Origin of the sequence: Paenibacillus sp. FSL R5-0407 (genome assembly GCF_038009185.1) — a bacterium.
GTDB lineage: Bacteria > Bacillota > Bacilli > Paenibacillales > Paenibacillaceae > Fontibacillus > Fontibacillus vini.
This window is the reverse complement of record NZ_JBBPAX010000001.1, coordinates 1,941,900-1,963,468: the sequence shown is the minus strand read 5'-3', so window position 1 is coordinate 1,963,468 and position 21,569 is coordinate 1,941,900. Positions and strand designations below refer to the sequence as shown.

The 21,569-nt window shown below is 49.4% G+C and carries 17 protein-coding genes; 14 read left to right on the top strand and 3 right to left on the bottom strand.

Annotation, left to right across the window (positions count from 1 at the left end; all coding sequences use genetic code 11):
- Window position 1 precedes the first annotated feature (1 nt).
- From NYE70_RS09475 to NYE70_RS09425, 11 genes are all read left to right on the top strand, one after another.
- Window positions 2-2,575, top strand: a complete 2,574-nt coding sequence (locus tag NYE70_RS09475) for a DUF5696 domain-containing protein (RefSeq protein WP_341045780.1) — start codon at window positions 2-4, stop codon at window positions 2,573-2,575.
- On the top strand, window positions 2,572-3,471 hold the full coding sequence (locus NYE70_RS09470; RefSeq protein ID WP_341045778.1) for a carbohydrate ABC transporter permease: 900 nt from the start codon (window positions 2,572-2,574) through the stop codon (window positions 3,469-3,471). The genes NYE70_RS09475 and NYE70_RS09470 overlap by 4 nt, the downstream gene beginning before the upstream one ends.
- Window positions 3,472-3,486: 15 nt before the next feature.
- Window positions 3,487-4,482: a carbohydrate ABC transporter permease gene (locus NYE70_RS09465; RefSeq protein WP_341045776.1), complete on the top strand. Its 996-nt coding sequence runs from the start codon at window positions 3,487-3,489 to the stop codon at window positions 4,480-4,482.
- 3 nt (window positions 4,483-4,485) lie between these two features.
- Entirely contained in the window at window positions 4,486-5,538 is a 1,053-nt protein-coding gene (locus tag NYE70_RS09460) for a glycosyl hydrolase (RefSeq protein ID WP_341045775.1), read from the top strand.
- Between the two features lie 236 nt (window positions 5,539-5,774).
- Window positions 5,775-6,746 carry a glycosyl hydrolase gene (locus tag NYE70_RS09455; protein ID WP_341045774.1) on the top strand — a complete coding sequence of 324 codons (972 nt, stop codon included), beginning with the start codon at window positions 5,775-5,777 and terminating at the stop codon, window positions 6,744-6,746.
- A 132-nt stretch (window positions 6,747-6,878) separates the two neighbouring features.
- Window positions 6,879-8,687 carry a sensor histidine kinase gene (locus NYE70_RS09450; protein ID WP_341045773.1) on the top strand — a complete coding sequence of 603 codons (1,809 nt, stop codon included), beginning with the start codon at window positions 6,879-6,881 and terminating at the stop codon, window positions 8,685-8,687.
- Window positions 8,665-10,215 carry a response regulator transcription factor gene (locus tag NYE70_RS09445; RefSeq protein WP_213656352.1) on the top strand — a complete coding sequence of 517 codons (1,551 nt, stop codon included), beginning with the start codon at window positions 8,665-8,667 and terminating at the stop codon, window positions 10,213-10,215. Before NYE70_RS09450 ends, NYE70_RS09445 begins: the two co-directional genes overlap by 23 nt.
- Before the next feature lie 220 nt (window positions 10,216-10,435).
- Window positions 10,436-13,672: a glycosyl hydrolase gene (locus tag NYE70_RS09440; protein WP_341045772.1), complete on the top strand. Its 3,237-nt coding sequence runs from the start codon at window positions 10,436-10,438 to the stop codon at window positions 13,670-13,672.
- Window positions 13,673-13,861: 189 nt separating this feature from the next.
- Window positions 13,862-14,821 (top strand): ABC transporter permease, encoded by a 960-nt coding sequence (locus tag NYE70_RS09435; protein WP_341045771.1) that lies wholly within the window; start codon window positions 13,862-13,864, stop codon window positions 14,819-14,821.
- Window positions 14,822-14,847: 26 nt separating this feature from the next.
- Window positions 14,848-15,777: a carbohydrate ABC transporter permease gene (locus NYE70_RS09430; RefSeq protein WP_213656349.1), complete on the top strand. Its 930-nt coding sequence runs from the start codon at window positions 14,848-14,850 to the stop codon at window positions 15,775-15,777.
- Window positions 15,778-15,880: 103 nt separating this feature from the next.
- On the top strand, window positions 15,881-17,584 hold the full coding sequence (locus NYE70_RS09425; protein ID WP_341045769.1) for an ABC transporter substrate-binding protein: 1,704 nt from the start codon (window positions 15,881-15,883) through the stop codon (window positions 17,582-17,584).
- 79 nt (window positions 17,585-17,663) lie between these two features.
- On the opposite strand, the gene NYE70_RS09420 is transcribed toward NYE70_RS09425, so the two are convergent.
- From NYE70_RS09420 to NYE70_RS09410, 3 genes are all read right to left on the bottom strand, one after another.
- Window positions 17,664-18,227: a DUF2812 domain-containing protein gene (locus NYE70_RS09420; RefSeq protein ID WP_290407932.1), complete on the bottom strand. Its 564-nt coding sequence runs from the start codon at window positions 18,225-18,227 to the stop codon at window positions 17,664-17,666.
- Window positions 18,224-18,544: a PadR family transcriptional regulator gene (locus NYE70_RS09415; protein WP_211019912.1), complete on the bottom strand. Its 321-nt coding sequence runs from the start codon at window positions 18,542-18,544 to the stop codon at window positions 18,224-18,226. The genes NYE70_RS09420 and NYE70_RS09415 overlap by 4 nt, the downstream gene beginning before the upstream one ends.
- Before the next feature lie 185 nt (window positions 18,545-18,729).
- Window positions 18,730-19,719 (bottom strand): hypothetical protein, encoded by a 990-nt coding sequence (locus NYE70_RS09410; protein WP_341045766.1) that lies wholly within the window; start codon window positions 19,717-19,719, stop codon window positions 18,730-18,732.
- A gap of 166 nt (window positions 19,720-19,885) precedes the next feature.
- Here NYE70_RS09410 and NYE70_RS09405 point away from each other — a divergent pair, with 166 nt between their 5' ends.
- The 3 genes from NYE70_RS09405 (at window position 19,886) to NYE70_RS09395 (ending at window position 21,534) form a co-directional block, all read left to right on the top strand.
- Window positions 19,886-20,119: a hypothetical protein gene (locus NYE70_RS09405; RefSeq protein WP_341045765.1), complete on the top strand. Its 234-nt coding sequence runs from the start codon at window positions 19,886-19,888 to the stop codon at window positions 20,117-20,119.
- A 102-nt stretch (window positions 20,120-20,221) separates the two neighbouring features.
- Window positions 20,222-20,644, top strand: a complete 423-nt coding sequence (locus tag NYE70_RS09400; RefSeq protein ID WP_341045764.1) for a hypothetical protein — start codon at window positions 20,222-20,224, stop codon at window positions 20,642-20,644.
- A 92-nt stretch (window positions 20,645-20,736) separates the two neighbouring features.
- Window positions 20,737-21,534 carry a helix-turn-helix transcriptional regulator gene (locus NYE70_RS09395; protein WP_341045763.1) on the top strand — a complete coding sequence of 266 codons (798 nt, stop codon included), beginning with the start codon at window positions 20,737-20,739 and terminating at the stop codon, window positions 21,532-21,534.
- The last annotated feature ends 35 nt before the right edge of the window (window positions 21,535-21,569 follow it).

Here is a 21,569-nt window from a genome sequence, read left to right as displayed (position 1 = left end):
CATGAACAAACGAAAAGGGATCCTGACAATATTCGCCTGTGCCGTCATTATCGCTGTCGCCGGAGGATTTATGCTATGGAACCAAGGCGCTCCGGCGGTAAATCCTGCCGAGTACCGGCCGAAGGCGGAGGCGCCCGAGCCCGGGAAAGAGCTGAGCAAGCTGCAGGATGACTCCGCAGGCGTTCCGGGAATGATTTTGGTCGCGCAGAACGAGGCATTGTCATTGTATTACAACGAACAAACGGCCGAGGTGTCCGTCATGGAACGGGAAAGCGGCGAAATTTGGCATAGCAATCCTTCGGACCGTGAGGAAGACGCCATCGCCTCCCCTTTTGAAAAGGAAGTGATGGCCTCCCAGTTTGCGGTCTCCTTCCGCGATGAAATCGGTACGCTTGAAACTTATTGGAGCAATCCGTGGAGTGTGGCGAACAACAATTTCTCGGCGGCAGGAATACGGAACGGAATCCGGGTGACGTACACGCTCGGCGACGTTTCACTAGGGATTGACGCCATGCCTAAATATATTACCAAGACAAGGCTTCAGGAAAAGGTGCTGAGCAAGCTGGAGGAATCGCTCGCCAGGTACGTGGAGACCCGTTACTATCCGGTGAAAGACAATCCGGAGCTGCTGGAACGGCTCGACGACCAAGTGAAGAAACCGCTCGTTCTGAAAAAAATGCTGGCCGCCTTCCAAGAAGCCGGGTACACGGAAGAAGACCTGGCCGCGGATAACGAGGCGAACGGGTACGGGGCCGGCGGCGGTGCTGAGAAGCCGAATTTCACGGTGCCGTTGGAGTACCGGCTGGACGGGGACTCTCTGGTCGTGTCGGTACCGGTCGGTCAGGTTACGGAAAGCGCGAAGCACCGGATCCGCAGTATCGATCTGCTCCGTTTCTTCGGGGCGGCGGGAACGAAGGAAGCGGGGTACATGCTGGTGCCTGACGGCAGCGGCGCCCTGATTCGGCTCAATAACGGCAAGGTCAAGGAAGAGCAGTACGTGCAGCGGGTGTACGGGGATGACCCGAACGACAACAGCTGGAGCCGGGGGCAAGTCGCCCGGAAGGCCACCATGCCGGTATACGGCATGAAGGCCGGCGATACTGCATGGTTCGCGGTAATCGAAGAAGGCGATGCGATTGCGAGCATCGCGGCGGATATCAGCGGCAAGCAAAACTCGTACAACTATGTGTTCAGCAGCTTTGCCGTGCGCGGTGAAGATGAGCTGGAGCTATACACCGGAGACCAGATTCAGGAAATTCAACTGCTAAGCGACAAGATCTATTCAGGAGATTTGGCGGTTCGTTACCGGTTTCTGACTGGAGAGGACGCAAGTTATTCCGGCATGGCGCAAGTTTACAGGGAATCACTGGTCGCGCAGAACAAGCTGAACCCGCTGGAGGAAGGAACTAACCTTCCCTTCTACTTGGATGTGCTCGGAAGTATCGACAAGCAGAAATCTGCTCTCGGCGTGCCTTATGATGCCGTGATATCGATGACCAGCTTTGAGGAAGCTGGGGAAATGGCGCAGCAGCTGGAGGGTGACGGTATCGCCAATGTACGGATGCGTTATCTGGGCTGGTTCGGCAAAGGCGTCCATCACAAGCCGCCGGTTAAGGCGAAGGCGGACCGGGTGTTAGGAAGCGTGACTGATCTGAAGGAGCTGTCAGCCCGGCTTAAGGAGCAGGGAGGCGGACTTTATCCGGATGTTGCTTTTCAAAGAGTGTACCGAGATGACGGGAATTTCAATCCTTCGTCGGATGCGGCCCGTTTCGTAACCCGGGAAGTGGCGGAGCTGTATCCGTATGACCGGAATATGAACCGGATGGATCCGTATTACGGGACCTACAACCTCCTGTCGCCGGCGAAGCTTCCGTTCTATGTCGACGAGTTTGCGAAAAGTTACGATAAATACGGGATCGGGGCGTTGTCGCTTCGGGATCTCGGCGCTGTTCTCAGTTCGGATTATCGGGTGCAGCGGGTCGTATTTCGTGAAGATGCCAAGTCGATCGTAAGCGACCAGCTTCGGAAGCTAAGCGACTCTTTTCCGGATCTGATGGTCGCAGACGCGAGCGCCTACAGCTGGCCTTATGCCAAGCATGTCATTGACGTTCCGGCTTCGAGCAGCCGGTTCAGCTTGAGCGATGAGGAAATTCCTTTTTATCAAATGGTCGTTCACGGGTTTATTGATTATGCCGGTGAGGCGCTGAATCTCGGGGATCAACAGGAAGTACGCAGACAGATGCTGAGCTCGGTTGAGCTGGGGACCTCTCCGCATTTCCTTTGGTCATATGAGCCTTCTTCTACGCTGAAGTTCACGCGTTTTGATTACATGTATTCAACGGAATACCAAGCCTGGTATGACGAAGCGGTGTCCTATTATAAGGAAGTCAATGAAGTGCTCGGTCCCTTGCGGAACGTTCCGATTGCGGAACATATCCGGCATCGGGAGGGCGTTGTGGAAGTGAGATACGAAGGCGGGGCGTCGGTCATCATTAACTACACGGATCAGGCGGTAACGATTAACGGCGTACGGGTGGAAGCTCAGCATTTTGCGGCAGGGGGTGATGGGGCATGAGACTGAAATTAACGCTTACGCAAAAACGCTCCATGCTCGGTCTGCTGTTCATCGCGCCTTGGCTGATCGGATTTATTTTCCTGTTCGCGGGGCCGCTGGCCCAATCGATCTCTTTCAGCTTCAATAAGCTGACGGTATCGCCGGGCGGGTATGAGTTGCAAAATGTCGGCTGGAGCAACTTTACCGATGCGTTGTTCGTGGATGCGAATTTCAACCGGATTTTAACGGAATCGATATTGGGCATGATCGTGGATGTGCCGCTAATTTTATTCTTCAGCCTGTTCTCGGCCGTACTGCTGAATCAAAAATTCCGGGGCCGGGGAATTGCGCGGGCCATTTTCTTTCTTCCCGTCATTCTGGCTTCGGGTGCGGTCGCGGCGGCGGAAAGTTCGGGCCTCATTAATCTCGTCGGCAACGCGGAGGTTGCGGAACAACTGGGGCAGGCATCCTCCCAGTTCAATATCCGTTCCATGGTCATGATTTTGTTCGAGGCGGGGTTTCCGATCAGCTTTATCGATTACATTGTGGAAGCGGTTATGCGGATTTACGAAATTATCAGCAATTCGGGTGTGCAAATTCTGATCTTTCTGGCGGCGCTGCAGTCGGTTCCCGGTTCCATGTATGAGGTGGCCAAAATCGAAGGCGCCACGGCCTATGAGACGTTTTGGAAGGTGACGTTCCCGATGGTCAGTCCGCTGATTTTGACGAACATCATTTATACGATTATCGATTCGTTCTCGGACAGTCCGGTAACGAAAATGATCTACGAAACGGCGTTTAAGACGCAAAATTTCGGATTAAGCGCCGCCATGGCTTGGCTGTACACGATTATTGTCAGCGTATTGCTGCTCGTGATGGGCTATATCGTATCGAGAAAGACGTTCTATCACAACTAGGAAGGGGCGCTAGGCATGCAACCGATATGGAATCCCGCTGACGCGGCCGCCCATAATCGAATCAACCGGGTGAAAAATAAAACGCTGAACGGGCTTTGGTCGATTTGCCGGTTTTTGCTCATCATCGGGATCGTGTTTATTATCGTTTACCCGATTCTGATGAAGTTTTCGGTCGCCTTCAAAGCGAAAGAGGATATTTACAATCCGACGATTTATATGATTCCGGTGCATTTCACGCTGGATAACTTTAAGCTGGCGCTGGATCTACTCGATTATTGGCCGTTGCTGCTGAATACGATGACCTACGTGGTTATCACCATGGTGCTGACGACAATGTCGACCGCGCTGGCCGGGTATGGATTCGCCAGGTTCAAGTTTCCGGGGAGCAACCTGTTGTTCGGACTCGTGGTACTGACGATCCTCATTCCGATGAGCACCTTGATGGTGCCGATGTACCTGCATTTCCGGAATTTTGATGTGCTTGGCCTGGTTCACCTGTTTACGGGGAAGGATGGCATCAATTTGCTGAACAGCTTCTGGCCGTCCGTGATCACATCCGCAACGGGAACAGGGCTGAAAGCTGGGTTGTTCATTTATATTTTTCGTCAGTTTTTCAAAGGATTGCCGAAAGAAATCGAGGAGGCGGCACTCATCGACGGAGCGGGCGGAATCAAGACTTTCTTTACGATCATGCTGCCGAATGCGCTCCCTCCGCTCATTACCGTGACCTTGTTCTCGTTCGTTTGGCAGTATAACGACACGTTCTATACGTCGTTGTTTATGAGCGACAGCGCCTTGATGCCGCTGAAGATCGCTTCGTTTCCGGCCGATGCTGGTCAATACCTTTCGGCTTTGGCGGGAATGGGTGCTTCGGGCAAAATGGATCCGAACTACGTGGCTCTCGTCGTGGACACGGGGATATTGCTGGCCATCCTGCCTTTGATCGTGCTGTATTTATTCGTTCAGCGCCATTTCGTGGAAAGCGTGGAGAGAACGGGGGTAGTGGGATAGCTCATGGAAGAAATCAATCGGCAAACTTTGCGGAACTCGTTCGGCTCAGACTTTCAGGTTGAACCGGTATTGGTGAACCCTGAGGCTTCCAGACCGGCCCGGGGCCTGATGAAGTATTTGTGCAGTATCTATGGCCGTTACATGCTGACTGGCCAACAAATCGGTGTGTTATCGACACCCGAACTGGATATGATTCATGAAGCCACCGGCAAATATCCGGCGGTGGCCGGGTTCGACTTCATGAATTATTCGCCGTCCCGCGTGGAGCGAGGAGCGGAGTGCCGGGACACGGATCTGGCTATCGAATGGTGGAAGCGCGGCGGAATCGTAACCTTTTGCTGGCATTGGAACGCTCCGAAGGATCTTGTCGATTTGCCGCCTGACCGGTCGTGGGGCAGAGGATTCTATACGGAAGCGACGACCTTTGATGTAGCGCAGGCGATGGGCAATCCCAATAGTGAAGATTACCGGCTGATCCTGCGGGATATCGATGCCATCGCCGCGCAGCTTGCCCTGCTGCAGGAAGCGGAGGTTCCCGTGCTGTGGAGGCCGATGCACGAAGCATCAGGCGGCTGGTTCTGGTGGGGCGCTAAGGGGCCGGAGCCGTGTATCGCCCTGTGGAAGCTGATGTACGAGCGGCTGACCCGGCATCATGGGCTGAATCACTTAATCTGGGTGTGGAACGGTCAGCATGCCGACTGGTACCCGGGAGACGAATACGTAGATATCCTTGGTGAAGATATTTATCCGCCTAAACATGACTACTCGTCCCAGAAGGAGCGTTTTCTGACCGCCAGTTCATACTCCAAAGGGAATAAAATCATCGCCCTGACGGAGAACGGCGTCGTTCCCGACCCGGATCTGATGGCTAAAGACGGCACGCCGTGGGCGTGGAACTGCACCTGGTACGGAGAGTTCGTGTTTACGGAAGAGGACGGCCGCCGCGTATATTCAGGTGAATACACCGAGCTCGAGCAGCTGCGGAAGACATATCATCATCCGAGGACGATTACCCTGGATGGGCTGCCCGACTGGGAGGTATGGATCGGGAGTTAAGGAAATGTTGCGCACAGATAAAAACAAGGACATAACAAAATAACGAGAGAGCAAGATAGTTGTTAATTTGATTTTTGACGCGCCAATATAGAGAAAAGTTGACTGGCTAATGATCTCGGTGTTATATTTGTTTTGTTTGTTATGACAAATGTAATAACAAAAATAACAAATATGTATTATAAAAAACTAAACAACGTCTCATTTTAGTCATTGAGCGTAACGAAAGGGTAGATTCCATGCAAACGATCCATACTGTACCTTGCAATCCCAAAGCATCCGATGAAGTAAAGGCCGTTCTGAACTATTTAAGCGAAATATCCGGAAAGGGCATCATTACGGGACAGCATACGCAGACCATAGCTCAGGATGAACTTCATTTCATTCGCGAAGTGACGGGGAAATCGCCGGCGCTTCTCGGCTTTGAATTGCTTGGTTATTCACCGAACATCAATTATGACGACAGTGGGGAAGAGTGCCTGCTGGAGGTTGCCGAGAACAAGGATACGCTTCAGAAAGCTTGGGAATGGACGGAAAAGGAAAACGGACTGATCACCTTTACCTGGCACTGGTTCTCTCCGCTTGGCGGCCGGGATAAAAGCTTCTATGCGGAGCATACGGATTTTGACGCTACTAAAGCGATTATCGAAGGAACGGAGGAGTATAAGGCGTTTATCTCCGATATGGACGAAATGGCCGAGATTCTGAAAGAGTTCCGCGATAAGCACATTCCGATTTTGTGGCGTCCGTTCCATGAATCCGAAGGCACCTGGTTCTGGTGGGGCAGCAAAGGTCCGGAAGCGGCTAGACAGTTATACCGCATCATGTATGATCGGTATACGAATGTTCATGATCTGAACAACCTGATCTGGGTTTGGAATTCTCCGCTCGTTGAAGGATATGTCGGAGACGAGGTTGCTGACATCATCTCCCGGGATTTGTATCCGCCGGCTCATCAGCATACGGATTTACGGGCGGAATATGAGGAATTGATCGCGATCACCCCGACCCGCAAACTTGTTGCACTCGGCGAAATAGGACCGATCCCGAGCGTAGCCCGGTTGTCGGAATCGCGAATTCCGTGGCTGTGGTTCATGACCTGGTCCAATGATTTCGGAAAGACCGAGTTGTTTACGACAAAAGAGGAACTTTATAACGCTTATCATAACGATTACGCCATCACACTGGATAAATTGCCTAAGCTTTATTAACAGACTTCTCCTGTTTTTAAATTTTTTTTCGGACGGTATAATTGAATTCTATATTGTTGTCATGGAATACCGGTGGCCCCTTTTTATGAAAGGGGTCGTTTTTATGGAAGTTCCAAAACAGGGGGCCAGAACATGATGTTTGTCAGAATGCTGAATGACATAAAACTCAGAAAGAAATTGTCTCTTATCTTTATCACGGTTGCGGTAGTTCCACTTCTGGCCAGCGGAATTTACTTAACCGGCAAGCTGCGTGAAGTTATGATCATGGATGCCTTCGAACAAGCCGTGGACAATGTTGACCGTGTTCGGAAAAGAACGGAGGAGGTAATCAAGGTGCCGCTTGATATCTCGTACCAGCTTTCCAACGATAGCCGTATGAAATCCGTAGCTAGCCGAAGGTACGGCAGTTACATCGAGGTCATTCAGACGTACCGGCAATACACCGACATACGGGATTACGTACGGCTATATAAAGAGGTTAAAGCTATTAGACTCTACACGGATAACCCGACGATGCTGAACAACTGGGAGTTCATGCCGCCTGACGCCAAGACAGAGCAGGAGGAGTGGTACAAAACGGCGTTAAGCAAAAAAGGGCTGGCCGGTTGGGGATTTATTCAGGATGAACGCGATCAGACGTATTATTTAAGTCTGGCTCGAAAAATCAGCCTCGATGAACCTGGTCAGGAAAGCGTGCTTGTCATTAATGTAAATACCTCGTTATTGAATTCCATCCTTTCTCAAGAATCGTTTACGACGATGATCGTGGACGACCAAAACAATATTGTAGCCGCTAACCGGCCGAATATGTACGGCAGAAATCTTGCTGAAGTGCATGCCGGAGACAATATACTGACGCAACAGGCCGGCAGCTTTGATGCCGTTATGGATGGCGAGCCATCCAAAGTGGTCATCTCCAGCCTGGTCCCGGAGAGCAGTTGGAATGGGCTGCGGGTCATTTCGGTATTCTCGGTGTCCGATATCGTCCGGGATGGGAATAAAGTGATTAGGCTGGCCATCATGGTTCTTGGAGGCTGTCTGATTATAGCGGTATTGCTTGTCTCCGCCTCGGCATCTCTTATTACGAGCAGATTGCTGCGCCTAAGCAAACAAATGTCCAGAGTAGGCACCGGTCCCGGTTCCTGGGATGCGTATCTTGACCTGGACGGCAAAGATGAAATCGGTCAGCTCTCCCGGCAATTCAACTCGCTTGTCCAACGAATTAGCCAGTTGATGCTGGAAGTGGAAGAGAGTAATCAGCAAAAACGGCTGGTGGAATCCAGGCAAAACGAGATCAAGTTCAAGATGCTGGCCAGTCAAATCAATCCGCATTTCCTGTTCAACACCCTGGAATCGATTCGAATGGAGGCCCATATCCGGGGCGAGGAGGATTTAGCCCAAGCCGTCTGGCAGCTAAGCAGCTTGCTTCGCAGCAGCTTAGAGGTCGGAAGCGGTAAGATCCGGCTCTCCGAGGAGCTTGCGATGGTGCAGTGCTACTTGGAACTCCAAAAGTTCCGATATGAAGACAGGCTTCTCTACGATATAGCGCTTGCTCCGGGCACCGGAGAAATCGAAATCCCGCCTTTGATTCTCCAGCCGCTTGTGGAGAATTCGATTTTTCACGGATTGGATGGGAAAGAGGAGGGGCCTATGCTAATCACCATTCGAACGGAGGCCAGAGGAGACGATGAGGTGTTCGTGGAGATTGAGGATGATGGGGCTGGTATTCCTCAGCAGAAGATGGAGGACTTACAGAACAAGTTAAAGGAACCGGAGGAAAGCGGAGGGAGGATCGGGCTCAGAAATGTGCATGATCGATTAAGGCTTACCTACGGCAATGATTCGGGACTCTCGATTGAAAGTAAAGAAGGGGAAGGAACCCGGATCACATTTAGCATACCAAGGGGGAATGATTCCAATGTTCTCAGTACTGATTGTTGATGACGAACCAAAACTGCGCCTTGGATTGCAGACTTTGATTCCATGGAAGGAGCTGGGCTACGAGATTGTTGGCACCGCGTCGAATGGAAAGGAAGCTCTTGCGTTCCTTGAGAAGCAGAATCCCGATGTGCTGCTGGTCGATATCCGTATGCCCGGCATGGATGGGCTTCAGCTCCTTCAAGAAATTCGCAACCGTGGTATGAACAACCGTGCGATCGTTCTTAGCGGATATGCAGATTTTGAATATGCACGCCAGTCGCTTAAGAACGGGGCTGAGGATTACCTGCTTAAACCGGTAAATAAAGAGGAACTCTCTTCTCTTCTTCAAAAGTTGCATGTCCGCCTTACCGAGGAACGTGCGGAGAAGAAGGTGCAGCAGGAATCCCATTCCCGGGAATGGGTCGTATATTCTCTTCTCTCCGGTGCCCATGATTTGGAAAGCGGTTCCTTTAAGGATTTGGCCGATTCCCTTGGCATGGATTGGCCGAAATATCAGATTGTACTGATCTCCTTTCCGGGTCTGCATCAGGAAGAGGATGAGCGGATTCGCAATTTCCGGGAACGTTTGGTCGTTGCATATGCCTCGGATGGTCAAGGTGTTGTTCTTAATTTTGCTCCTTATACCGTGCTGCTTCTTAGCAAACCGCCAGTCGGCGAGTTCGGCCGGGCGGATCTGTACAGGGAGCTGCTGAGACTGTCTGCTGAAATCCGCGGTGAGATGGAAGCGGCGGCAGGAGAAACGGTTCCATCGCTTCTCGAAATCCCGCAATCGTTCCGCACGGCCCGATCGCTGCTGGAACACCGGTTTTTTTATGACAAAGGCAGGCTGTTGACGCCTGAACTTCCGGAAAGCTATAGACATGCAACCGCAGGCTTGCTTGATACGTCACCCGAGGACGGGGAAGAAGCGGCATTTCGCCTGTTCTACTCGGTAGATGTTGGGCATGCGGAAGCGATCCAGTCCATCCTGGATGGGGTGGCTGCCCAAATGGTTGCCGAAGGAAAGGATGAAACGGAGATTCGGGAACGATTTTTTTACTTGGCCAATGAAACGGTTCGAAAAACTTCTCCAAGCCTTTGGCAGGAATCGGATTATTCCGGGGATCCAACCCAATTTCTTGCGGGGATTTACAGTCAGCGCAGCATTCGGGATCTAGTCGACTATGTAGCGGCCGTTCTGGAAAGACTTGCCCGCTGTTCGGACTATTCCAGCAGGGATAACGAAATGAAGCGGATGCTCGATTTCATAGACCGGCATTACAACGAGAACCTGAGGTTGGAAATCTTGTCCGGCTTGTTCAATTACAGCAGATCCTACCTCGGCCAGCTCTTTAAAAACCACACCGGGGAATATTTTAATACCTATCTGGACCATGTCCGGGTTAAAAAAGCCAAGGAGCTGCTTGCTCGCGGGATGAAGGTGTATGAGGTTGCTGAAAAAGTCGGGTATCCGAACGTCAATTATTTTCACAGCAAATTCAAAAAAATCGATGGTCAATCGCCTTCCGCCTATCAAAAGAAATCTTAATCAAGATGCGTTACCCCCTTGTTCAGATTATGGCCAGATGCCGGCAAGGGGTCCTTTTCCCAGAATGAAAACATATGGTTATTTCTGAAATCACTGTAGATTGTGAATTGAAAATGTATGAATTAATGATATGTTTCTATTTCTTTGTATCCTTTAAAGTTGGGTTTGAAAGCGTTTTATAATGGTTTCCAAATCATGCTGAGAAGTTGGGAGGAGCTTAATGACTAAGCAGATAGTTAGAAGGATTTCAGTTATTTTATGTGTCGCTTTGCTGTTGTCTATGATGGGAACGTTGGATTCGGTTCGATTGTTAGCAGTTGCTTCTTCTGAGGTGCCGGATGTTAATATTACGCCGCCGCCCGCAGATCCCCTGAGTGTCACGACAGTCACGTATACCGAGGCACAGTTGGAAGGTTACGGCATTGAGAAGCGCGGTCCGGTCGGTGAAGATAGTGATCCTTTGTATGATGGGGGAGGTTATATCTCTTATTTTTTCGGTGAAGATGAAAGCGCTTCAGAACCGGCGGGCAGCGCGACATTTCCAGTGAACGTTGGTGAAGCGGGTCTGTATAAGCTAAGTATCGGCTACTACATTCCTGAAGGTTACGGGGACAAGGTAACAAGTATCCAGATCAATGGAGCGGGGGCCGGAGAATTGACGCTGGATGCCCCTGCGCCTGGGACTGTGCGGGCTGAAAAGCTGGCCAGCAAAGTGCTCCTTAACGCCGGCAGCAATACCATCAAAATTATGCGCGGTTGGGGATATTATGGTATTGAACATATCAAGATTGAACCGGCCAATGCACCCGTATCAGGCAGCATGCTTGAGGCAGAGGACGGAATAATGACCGGGGATGTATCGATAGGCACCTCTGGTGAAGGGTACTCGGGGGAAGGGTACGCAGCGTTCCAGCAATCGGGGTCGCTTCAACTGATCTACAAGTCATCTTCGGCAGGCATGTATGATATCGTTATCGGCTATAGCTCTCCAAACGGCGACAAGAAGACAAGCATGGTGATTAACGGGGAAACTTCTGAGATTACTTTCACCGAGACCAAGGAATTCATCGAAGTCTCCGCGGGCAAAGCTCTTCTTAATGAGGGTGATAACACCATTGAATTTTTGCCGAACTGGGGGTGGTACAACATTGATTACGTCAAGTTGACGCCAACCGCCAAATCCGAGGGGCATGATGTGACAGGTTCATTGAACAATCCGGAGTCATCGCCGGAGACCAGATCGCTGATGAAGTACTTACTCAGCCAGTACGGGCGGAATATCATTTCCGGACAGCAGACGCTTGAGGATGTGGAGTGGATTAATCAGCAGACCGGAAAATACCCGGCGATATTCTCTACGGACTTAATCGATTACTCTCCATCTCGTGTTGAAAACGGAGCTACCTCTACAGAGACTGAGAAGATGATTGAATGGTACAAACGCGGCGGGATCGTTGCTTTGTGCTGGCATTGGAATGCGCCGAAGGGAATCGGCGGCAATGAGCCGGGTTACGAATGGTGGAGAGGGTTCTACACCGAGTTTACGACCTTTGATGTTGAATATGCGCTTAATAATCCGGAATCGGAGGATTACGGGCTGCTGATCCGGGATATCGATTCCATCGCAGCTCAGTTGAAGCGGTTGAAAGATAACAACGTACCGGTGTTATGGAGACCTCTGCATGAGGCGGAGGGAGGCTGGTTTTGGTGGGGCGCCAAAGGTCCTGAACCTACGAAGAAGCTCTACAGACTGATGTACGATCGGTTGACCAATCATCATAAATTAAACAATCTGATCTGGGTATGGAACTCCGAAAATAAGGATTGGTATCCGGGCGACGATGTAGTAGACATCGTAAGTGTGGATATCTATAATCCGGCAGGGGATTACAATCCGAGCATTGCAAAATATGAGGGGCTTGTCTCCTTGGTAAATGATAAGAAGATGGTTGGTTTAGCCGAGAATGGCCCGATACCGGATCCGGATTTGCTGCAGGCATATGGCGCAGACTGGAGCTTCTTCAGTACTTGGACCGGCGACTTTATCAGAGATGGTAAAACGAATACGTTGGAACATTTGCAAAAGGTATATCACCACGATAACGTTATTACGCTCGACGAGCTTCCGAGTGATTTGTACTCCAAAGATAATGGAGAAAGTGGAGGAAATGGGGGTAATACAGGCAATACAGGCAACACAGGTAATACAGGCAATGCTGGAAATACAGGCGTTTCGGGGAAACCTGAAAATATAGGAAGCATAGGAGATACCGGCAACCAGGGGATTCAGCGTGTCGAGGTGGATGGCTCGAAGCTTACCCAAGCGCTTGACAGATTAAAGGAGCAACCCGCGGAGTTGCAAGTTTTTGAAATTGAAGTAAAAGGCGGCGATACGGCTGAGGTCATCATTCCGGCAGGATCTCTCGCCGAGGCGGCACGCCGTATGCCTAATGCGACGATCCTGATAAAGTCGGATTCCTTTACTTACAGCCTTCCGGTCAAGCTCATCGATGTTGATTCAGTAACGAAACAGTTAGGCACTGAGGTTGCAAAAACATCAATATCCGTCAAAATCAAAAGGGATTCGGAAATCCATATGGATATCCTCAATAAGGCAAAGTCCTCGAATGCCCAGTTGGCTGGTGATGTGTTCGAGTTTAGCATTACGGCTGAGTCCGGTAACGGATCTGTAGAAATCAACAGCTTCGGAAACACCTATGTAACCAGAACGATTACGATCCCGCCGGCGGCCGGGGACAATCTGACGGCGGTGTCGATTGATCCGGTAACCAAGGAAATGTCGTTTGTACCGGCGGTATTTGCAACACGGAACGGAAAGACCGTCGTGACGATCAAGCATAATCACAACGGACGCTATACCGTGGTTAAGCTGAACCGAACGTTCGCCGATCTTGAAGGGCACTGGGCGAAGGGCGATATCGAGCTAATGTCCAACAAACTGGTGATTAACGGGACAGGTGACGGGACATTTGTACCGGACCAATCGATCACGCGCGCCGAATTCGCTGTGCTCATCAGCAGAGCACTCGGCCTGCCTACTGAATCTGTAACTGGAGACTTCTCCGATGTTTCGGAAACGGACTGGTATGCTGGAGCGGTCCAAGCCGCGAGTGAAATGGGAATCATCCAAGGTTTGGGAGATGGTACTTTTCAACCGAATGCTCTAATAACTCGTGAGCAGGCGGCTGCAATGATACTTCGTGCGGCGGCTATTTCAGGTAAGGCCCCGGCAGCAACAGGCATTACGTTGGAACAATTCAGCGACAGTTCATCCGTTAGTTCCTGGGCGGCACATAGCATTAAACAAGCGGTAGCTTCGGGACTAATTCAAGGAGAAACCGCAGACCGATTTGCACCGAAAAGTAAGGTGAACCGTGCCCAAACAGCCGTTATCCTTAAACGTTTGCTTGTTTATATGAACTTCATGAATGCTTGAGTCACCGATCCCCCCCTGTACGGCATCTACATGCTGCCGACAGGGGGATTTTAATTTCCCCTTGTTTTGCAAACGATGATAGTTTCAGAAAATACTGTGGATTTTGGAATGAATTTGTGCGAAATCCAAGATATATTTCTCTCTTAATAATTGCTATAGGATTAGAAATGAGAGGAGGGAAACAAACAGATGAAAGCGATAACAGTAGAGAACCAAACTAGCAGCGGGTTGAGTAAAAAATCACAGAGATGGAAAGTGTTCAAAAATCAGAAATTTCTTTATATGATGTCGATTCCTTTCGTAATCTGGGTATTCATTTTTCAATATTTACCGCTCTGGGGATGGACGATGGCATTTCAAAACTATAAACCCGGTAAAGGTTTTTTTAGTCAGAAATGGGTTGGACTCGAGCATTTTCAAACCTTGTTTAAGGACGACCACTTCTACCTTGTGCTTAGAAATACGTTAGCAATGAGCTTTATGGGACTTGTGGCCGGTTTAGTATTCCCGATACTGTTCGCATTGTTGCTAAATGAAGTGAGAGTGCAGGTTTTGAAGCGGTTTGTGCAGACGGTCTCGTATTTGCCGCACTTTGTATCCTGGGTTGTAGCGGCGGGGATCGTAACCAAAATGCTGTCTACGGATGGCGGTGTGGTGAACAGCGTGCTGATGGGCTTGCATCTTATCGATCAACCGATTCAATTTATGTCGAAGGGTCATATGTTTTGGGGGATCGTAACCGGAGCCGACGTATGGAAGGAGACAGGCTGGAACGCTATCATATATTTGGCCGCCATTTCGGGCATCGGGCCTGAACTCTATGAAGCTGCCAGGGTCGATGGAGCAAGCCGGCTCAAACAAATCTGGCATATTACGCTTCCGGGCATCCGTCCGACAATCATCGTACTGTTGATTATGTCCATCGGCCATTTGATCGGAATCGGATTTGAGAAGCAGTTCTTGCTGGGCAACCATTTGGTAAGCGACTATTCCGAGGTACTCGATTTATATGCGTTGAATTACGGATTATCGATGGGACGATATTCCTTTGGTACCGCGATTAGTATATTCAATTCAGTAATCAGCGTAATTTTATTGTTTGTAGCGAATGGGATGTTCAAAAAATTCGCAAACGAAAGCATCATATAAAGCATCGTGCAAGGAGGGATTTTGATATGGAGGCAGCCGAATCGGCCACATCCGCCAAAAGAATGAGATTGACATCCAAGTCTCCTCAAGACTGGATATTCGATTTCATCGTATACCTGCTCATCGGGATCATTACTATTTTGACGCTATATCCGTTCCTGAATGTGCTTGCCATTTCGTTCAATGATTCCGTAGACACGGTTCGGGGCGGCATTACGATATATCCGAGAGAATTCACTTTGGAAAATTACAAGGTAATCTTCAGCTACAGCGGGTTGATCACCGGCTTCAAAATTTCCGTGCTCCGTACGCTGGTCGGTACGCTGGCGGGTCTAGTCAGCGGTTCGATGCTGGCCTATACGCTGGCTCGGGTAGACTTTCAAGGAAGACGCTTCATCTCGACGTTCCTGGCCATTACGATGTATGTCTCCGGCGGGTTGATTCCGGGATTTATTCTCATCAAGGACTTGAACTTGATCAATACGTTCGCGGTGTATATTTTGCCGGGGCTCGTAAGTGCATTCAACATTTTCGTTATCCGTTCGTTTATCGACGGGATTCCCTACGCGCTTCAGGAATCGGCCAAGCTGGATGGAGCTAACGACTTTACGATTTACTGGCGGGTCATTCTCCCCCTTTGCAAGCCTGCGCTCGCAACGGTTGCGTTGTTTCTCGCCGTCGGGCAATGGAACTCCTGGTTCGATACGTATCTGTTTAACGGTTCCAACGAGAAGTTGACGACCTTGCAGTATGAGCTGATGAAAGTCTTGCAGAGCACGATGACGAATGCCAACAACGTACGGGGTGAAAATATGTCGCAGCTCATGGCGCAAGTTTCTCCCGATTCAGTAAAGATGGCGATCACCATCGTGGCGACGGTCCCTATTCTGATCGTCTATCCTTTCTTGCAGAAGTATTTTGTTAAAGGGATGACGCTTGGAGCTGTAAAGAGCTAATTTCAGAAGGCTTTGGTAAAAACTGTCGAGTTCTGAGGTTCGGTATGTCCAGGTAAGCCTGTACTATACATGATATTATTAAACAGGGGAGTGTAATGTCATTATGAAGAAACAAGTAAAGAGAACGGCAGCCTCGTTACTGACGGCGGGCCTGCTGCTAAGTATGCTCGCAGGCTGCGGCGGGAACAATGCAGCGAACGGGGGAGATCCGGCGAAGTCGACGAATTCGGGCGGCAGCGGATCAGGTCCTGTTACGCTAACTTATTTTTCCGAGGATGCGAGTTCCAACTGGAATGACATGCAGGATCGAATCGGAAAAGTACTTACGGAGAAAACAGGCGTCGTATTGGATGCCGAGTTTGCAGTAGGAGATCCCGTGCAGAAGGTATCGATCATGGCGGCGACCGGAGAGGTTCCCGATCTCATCGCAGCCAAGGCGGATCTTGGCAAGCTGGTGGATGTGGGCGCGGTTATGGACTTGACCGATTTGATTGAGGAGCATGCACCGAATATTAAAAAAATGCTGGGCGACAAAATCGTTCGCGCTAAATATAGTCTGGACGACCAGTCCATCTATGCGATTCCGACATGGTCTTCCATTGACGAGCGGAAATTCAAAGCTGAATACGGATTCCAGCTCCAGCATCGCGTTGTAAAAGAAGCGGGTTATCCGGAAATTCGCACGTTGGAAGATTACGAGAAGGTAATCAAGGATTATTTGGCTAAACATCCGACGGATGAAAATGGAAACAAAAACATCGGTTTAACGCTCAATGCGGATGACTGGCATATGTATCAGGTGACGAACATGGGCTTCTTTACAACGGGCGCGCCGGATGACGGCGAATATTACGTCGACCAAGAAACCTTTGATGTGACTTACCATTTCCGCCGTCCGGAGGAACGTGAATATTTCCGTTGGCTGAACCATATGAATGCCAGCGGTTTGCTGGATAATGAGAGCTTTGTTCAAAAGACCGACCAATTTAAAGCTAAAGTCGCTTCCGGGCGGGTACTCGGCCTGATCGATCCGGCTTGGGATTATGGCGAGGCGCAGCAGGCTCTGAAGTCTGCCGGCAAATTTGATCAGACGTACGGTCACTATCCGGTTACAGTATCCAAAGAGTACAAAGACGCGAGCTTCTGGCCGGCTGGCTTTGACGGAGGATACGGTATTGCGATTTCCAGCAAATGCAAGGATCCTGTTGCGGCAATTAAATTCCTGGACTACCTGGCTTCGGAAGAAGGACAAATCCTCATGAACTGGGGTGTCGAAGGCGAAGACTACGTTGTTGAGGATGGAAAAAGAGTCGTTCCGAAAGATGTACAAGAGAAAATGGACAACGAAGGCAATGCTTATATGAAGGAATCCGGTCTCGGCTTGTACTGGAACCTCTCGGTCCACTACGGCGACGGAATCAAGGATTCCACCGGTAACTATTTCACGAAGAGCAACAGCGAATCACTTACTGCTTCTTACAGCGCGCCTGAAAAAGAAGCTTTGGCAGCTTACAAGATCGAACACTGGAAAGACCTGTTCCCGAGTGAGGAAGAGTTTCCGGAAAGAAAGGCAGGCGCAGTTTACAATATCGCATTGCCGAGCGACAGCAAGGCAACGATTCTTATGGCCAAAATGAAGGACATCACCTGGAAACGGGTTCCGGAAGCCATCATGGCGAAACCGGAAGAGTTTGATAAAATCTGGGACGCTTATATGGCGGATTTGGATAAAGCGGGCGTGAAAGAGATGGAAGAAGCTTACGGCAAATTCGTCAAAGACCGTGTCAAACTCTGGAGCGGCAAATAGAATATACGCAACATAGTCGCAAAATAGCTGGAGGCAATAGACTCCAGCTATTTTGTTTGCGCTTAGTAATTATAGTTCCTTATTCTCGAATCCGACGTTCCTTGAGTAAAGCTTTTAAAGATTTTCGCACAGGTCGAGTCACTAAAGGAAACAAGGCTGCAACGATAGTGAATATGATGCCATATCCAAGAAACGGCTGGAAGAAGCCGGATGTATGGGTCGCAAAAAAACTAACTGCCTGCCCAAAATAGACGACTGCGAGAATCGCCAGCACTAAGGTCAATACCGAGCTTAGGGTGGTTATTCTTTTGTAATGGACGATCCTTGAATCGATATCCGAAAATAAATCGAAGTTGCCTTCCGACGCTTTCCGTCGAAAATACACCCAGCGTAAATAGGAGCCGACATGCTCGATGCCCATATCTTCTAAAAATGAAATATAGGCAATGCTTTCCGCATGGGAAGGAAGATTATTGAGCAGCTCAAGCCGATAGATATATTCGCCTGGGGTTCCTTCTTCAAAAACGTATTTGCAAAAGCCGACGTCGGTCAGAATCATGCCTTTTGCCGCCATTTGATTAAGCCATTGCTCCTCTTTCTCAAACGCCCCGATGCTAAATACCTTATGAACGGTATGCTTCATAAATCCGCCCTCCCTATAATTTTGGCTCCGTTTTCGATCAATTCCTTCAGCCGCGAGTATTCGTTTTGAACGACTTGCTTCCCGGCTGCCGTAATTACGTATTCCTTCTTCCTGGAATTGGTTTCTCCTGGTAATGACTGAATCCATCCGCGTTCCAAAAGGGTACTCAACGCCCCGTAAAGCGTTCCCGCCGCCAACGTCAGCCGGTCGCCGCTTAGTTTGGATACGTTCTGCATAATTCCATAACCATGCATGGGCTCATAGAGGGACAGGAGGATGTAATAAACCGCTTCGGTGAGTGCCGTGCTTTCTGGCATAAACCCCACTCCTTTATTATATCGTCGACCGATATATCTGTTTACGATATATTATATCGGATGCCGATATAATTGCAAGGGGCAAAAACACATCAAAAAAGCAGACCACCCAACTACGTTGAGCGGTCTGCTGATTGCTTCGGTTGTTACTGCCAAGATTGCAACGGATTCGAGACTTCAATCCATCAAGGCGCGGTATACCGCCCGTAACTGATTTCCAGTTCTTCGAGGTTCCCCTCGTTTTCCGCCAGGAAAAAGGTATTGAGTCCTTCAGATCCCCACCAGGATAAGCCGAGCAGGAGACCTTGCCTGGTTTCAGCGGCGAAGAGCAGCGGAAACATGTCAGGCGACACCTCACCGCCGTCATCCACACGCCAGACGGAATAGTCGTCCTCGGCAATGGCAGGATAATCCTGAAATAAGAAGTCGTCTCCGGTAAACAAGACGATGCTGAATAGCCGGTCCTTATCCTTATTTTCAAATTTAACGAGATATAGTTTTTGATCTGATCCGATGTCGGCTAGACTCCACATATCGGTTACGCCCCGGTCTTTCATGAGGGAGATGTTATCCTTGAGCGTTTCCTCCGTTTCAAGCTCCTTATCTGTCATTGTCTGCTCGGGGGAAGAAATTTTAATCAATGATTTCAGGTCAAAGTCCTGCTCATTCACCACATAGTAGGTCTCGTTGCCAGCAGCCTTTCCGTTGATTACATCGAAAATATAACCCTCCAGGTGGGCGAAATTGTTGGCGGTGTCCCGGCCGTTGCTTTGCTCGCTGCCTTTTTGCCATTTCACAAATTTTACACTGTAAGTTTTTCCGCCTTCACCGATTATTTTTCCGTAATCCGGCATGGAAGTGTCCAGTCCGGCATTCTGCCCCGTCACGATGATTTGGCTGCCGTCCGAATTCGTAAACCCGAACAAAGTGCTTAATTTGTCTATGTCCGCGAGATGTTGCTCTCCTTCAGGGTGTTCGCCAGGTGTATTAGTCTCGGCGATTGCATTTGTGTTCGTATCAGAATTCGCATCCGCACCGGCTCCGTTATCTACTGACTGCGTTTCCGCCGGAGGCTTTATATTCTGATCTTTCTGGACGCCCGAGTCATCAGACTTGTCAGACAGCCTATGAGCAGTGATGCCAGCAGGGATGTGAGCAAGATCGCCAAAATCCATTTTTTCATATTCAGGTTATCTCCTCTCCGATCTATATAGATTAAACGCTCTTGAAGAGAAATTTATCACTAATATTGTTTAAAATTCTGAAATCCTAGTATAATATTCCTAGTATTCTCGCAGCTGGGTTGAAAATCGAAAGATTAATGAAACGTAAGGAGACATCATGGGAAACTATCGGATTTGTGATTTTTGCGGTAATTTATATGAAAGATCGGAGAGCCGGATGTGCCAAAGCTGCGAAACGACCTACAAGAAAATACGCAGTATCGTTGAGGCCCGGTCGGACACGATCGTATTGGACATTTCCAACCAAACCGGAATCAGCGTCAGCAGAATCCTCTCTTTTGTGAAAAACGGCTATTTTAGCATGAGAGAAGGAACAATAGAAGTTAAGTAAACGATGGAACGAATCCGTGGTTGTCTATATAATTATAGGCAATTCCGGATTTATTTTTTTGGGATCGCAAAATGATAGTCTTAAGGAGGTTAGGAGCTTATCATGAGAAAACCGATTATCGGGTTGCTTCTATTAGTTTGCATGGCTTTTGGGCTTGGAGGATGCTTCAATCCAGGGGGATCTTCAGAGGAATTTGCTGTTGTAGTCAAGGAGATGGATGAGCAAAATCCACAGTTTTCTTTCGGAAACGGCGAAGAGGCCTACAGAATGGGTTATAACAAAAAAGACATGCCCGTTTTCGTGGATACCGATAAAGCTTTTAAACAGTTTACCAAAGACTACAAAGATGCGATCGACGCGGTTGAACAGCAGTTTGATCTTTCATCTATCAGTAAGACCAACTGGGAGCCTTATTTCACCTATGGCTGGCAGTTAATCACCGATGACGAGGCCCTGAGGAAGCAAGCGTCCGAGATCTCGGCATTCTTCGATTATTACGAGAACAGTTTCAAGAAAAGCTATTAAATTCACATCGCAACCTGTAGTTGACACATTGCCAGCCTTACTTGATAGCCGAAAATAGGTCGTTATTATAAGATGTGCGTGAGGTGATGACGATGAACTTTGCGGATAAACTGCAAAGCTACAGAAAACAAAAGGGAATGTCCCAGGAAAATTTGGCGGAGGTAATTGGTGTATCCAGGCAAGCCGTATCCAAGTGGGAATCGGGGCAGTCGTACCCTGAGATGGATAAGATGATCGCATTAAGTGAACTTTTTCACGTAACGATAGATCATCTGGTCAAGGATATTCCGGGTGTTGTCGAGGAAACCCCATCCCAGGTCCCGGGAATTGTCCCGGCAGGTTGGCGTCCCTATTTTCATTTTGAGTACAAAAGTAAAGCAAAGTTATTCGAAATCCCGCTCGTTCATATTCATTTAGGACGCGGTATTAAAGTCGCCAAGGGAATCATTGCTGTCGGCAATATTTCAATTGGGGCCTTGTCGATTGGAATCCTTGCGCTGGGCGGCCTGAGTATCGGGGTGCTTGCCGGGGGCCTTATCAGTCTGGCGGCGCTGGCCATTGGCTTGCTGCTGGGAGTTGGGGGAGTCGCGACCGGCCTTCTGGCCATCGGCGGGCTTGCGCTAGGAATTCTGACGATTGGCGGTTTGTCGATCGGTATGTTCTCATTAGGCGGCGGCGCCATCGCTTCGCACATCGCTATAGGAGGATATGCGAGCGGGCACATTGCCATTGGCGATACGGTAAACGGAGCCTACACGCTTGTCGTTCAGGATCAAGATTTCAGCAGTATCCGGGCCGAGCAGGTGAGGCAGTTAATCAACCAGGAATATCCGCATTTATGGAAGCCGTTGGCTGAGCGGATTATCGGTCTTTTTAGCAATGCCAACTGATGACTCTAAATTATTTTCAGGAAATCACTACCTGT

What these genes read in the sequence shown, in the direction of transcription:
- NYE70_RS09475 (WP_341045780.1), top strand. Translation starts at nt 2, where the DNA reads ATGAACAAACGAAAAGGGATCCTGACAATATTCGCCTGTGCCGTCATT.
- NYE70_RS09470 (WP_341045778.1), top strand. Translation starts at nt 2,572, where the DNA reads ATGAGACTGAAATTAACGCTTACGCAAAAACGCTCCATGCTCGGTCTG.
- NYE70_RS09465 (WP_341045776.1), top strand. Translation starts at nt 3,487, where the DNA reads ATGCAACCGATATGGAATCCCGCTGACGCGGCCGCCCATAATCGAATC.
- NYE70_RS09460 (WP_341045775.1), top strand. Translation starts at nt 4,486, where the DNA reads ATGGAAGAAATCAATCGGCAAACTTTGCGGAACTCGTTCGGCTCAGAC.
- NYE70_RS09455 (WP_341045774.1), top strand. Translation starts at nt 5,775, where the DNA reads ATGCAAACGATCCATACTGTACCTTGCAATCCCAAAGCATCCGATGAA.
- NYE70_RS09450 (WP_341045773.1), top strand. Translation starts at nt 6,879, where the DNA reads ATGATGTTTGTCAGAATGCTGAATGACATAAAACTCAGAAAGAAATTG.
- NYE70_RS09445 (WP_213656352.1), top strand. Translation starts at nt 8,665, where the DNA reads ATGTTCTCAGTACTGATTGTTGATGACGAACCAAAACTGCGCCTTGGA.
- NYE70_RS09440 (WP_341045772.1), top strand. Translation starts at nt 10,436, where the DNA reads ATGACTAAGCAGATAGTTAGAAGGATTTCAGTTATTTTATGTGTCGCT.
- NYE70_RS09435 (WP_341045771.1), top strand. Translation starts at nt 13,862, where the DNA reads ATGAAAGCGATAACAGTAGAGAACCAAACTAGCAGCGGGTTGAGTAAA.
- NYE70_RS09430 (WP_213656349.1), top strand. Translation starts at nt 14,848, where the DNA reads ATGGAGGCAGCCGAATCGGCCACATCCGCCAAAAGAATGAGATTGACA.
- NYE70_RS09425 (WP_341045769.1), top strand. Translation starts at nt 15,881, where the DNA reads ATGAAGAAACAAGTAAAGAGAACGGCAGCCTCGTTACTGACGGCGGGC.
- NYE70_RS09420 (WP_290407932.1), bottom strand. Translation starts at nt 18,227, where the DNA reads ATGAAGCATACCGTTCATAAGGTATTTAGCATCGGGGCGTTTGAGAAA.
- NYE70_RS09415 (WP_211019912.1), bottom strand. Translation starts at nt 18,544, where the DNA reads ATGCCAGAAAGCACGGCACTCACCGAAGCGGTTTATTACATCCTCCTG.
- NYE70_RS09410 (WP_341045766.1), bottom strand. Translation starts at nt 19,719, where the DNA reads ATGGATTTTGGCGATCTTGCTCACATCCCTGCTGGCATCACTGCTCAT.
- NYE70_RS09405 (WP_341045765.1), top strand. Translation starts at nt 19,886, where the DNA reads ATGGGAAACTATCGGATTTGTGATTTTTGCGGTAATTTATATGAAAGA.
- NYE70_RS09400 (WP_341045764.1), top strand. Translation starts at nt 20,222, where the DNA reads ATGAGAAAACCGATTATCGGGTTGCTTCTATTAGTTTGCATGGCTTTT.
- NYE70_RS09395 (WP_341045763.1), top strand. Translation starts at nt 20,737, where the DNA reads ATGAACTTTGCGGATAAACTGCAAAGCTACAGAAAACAAAAGGGAATG.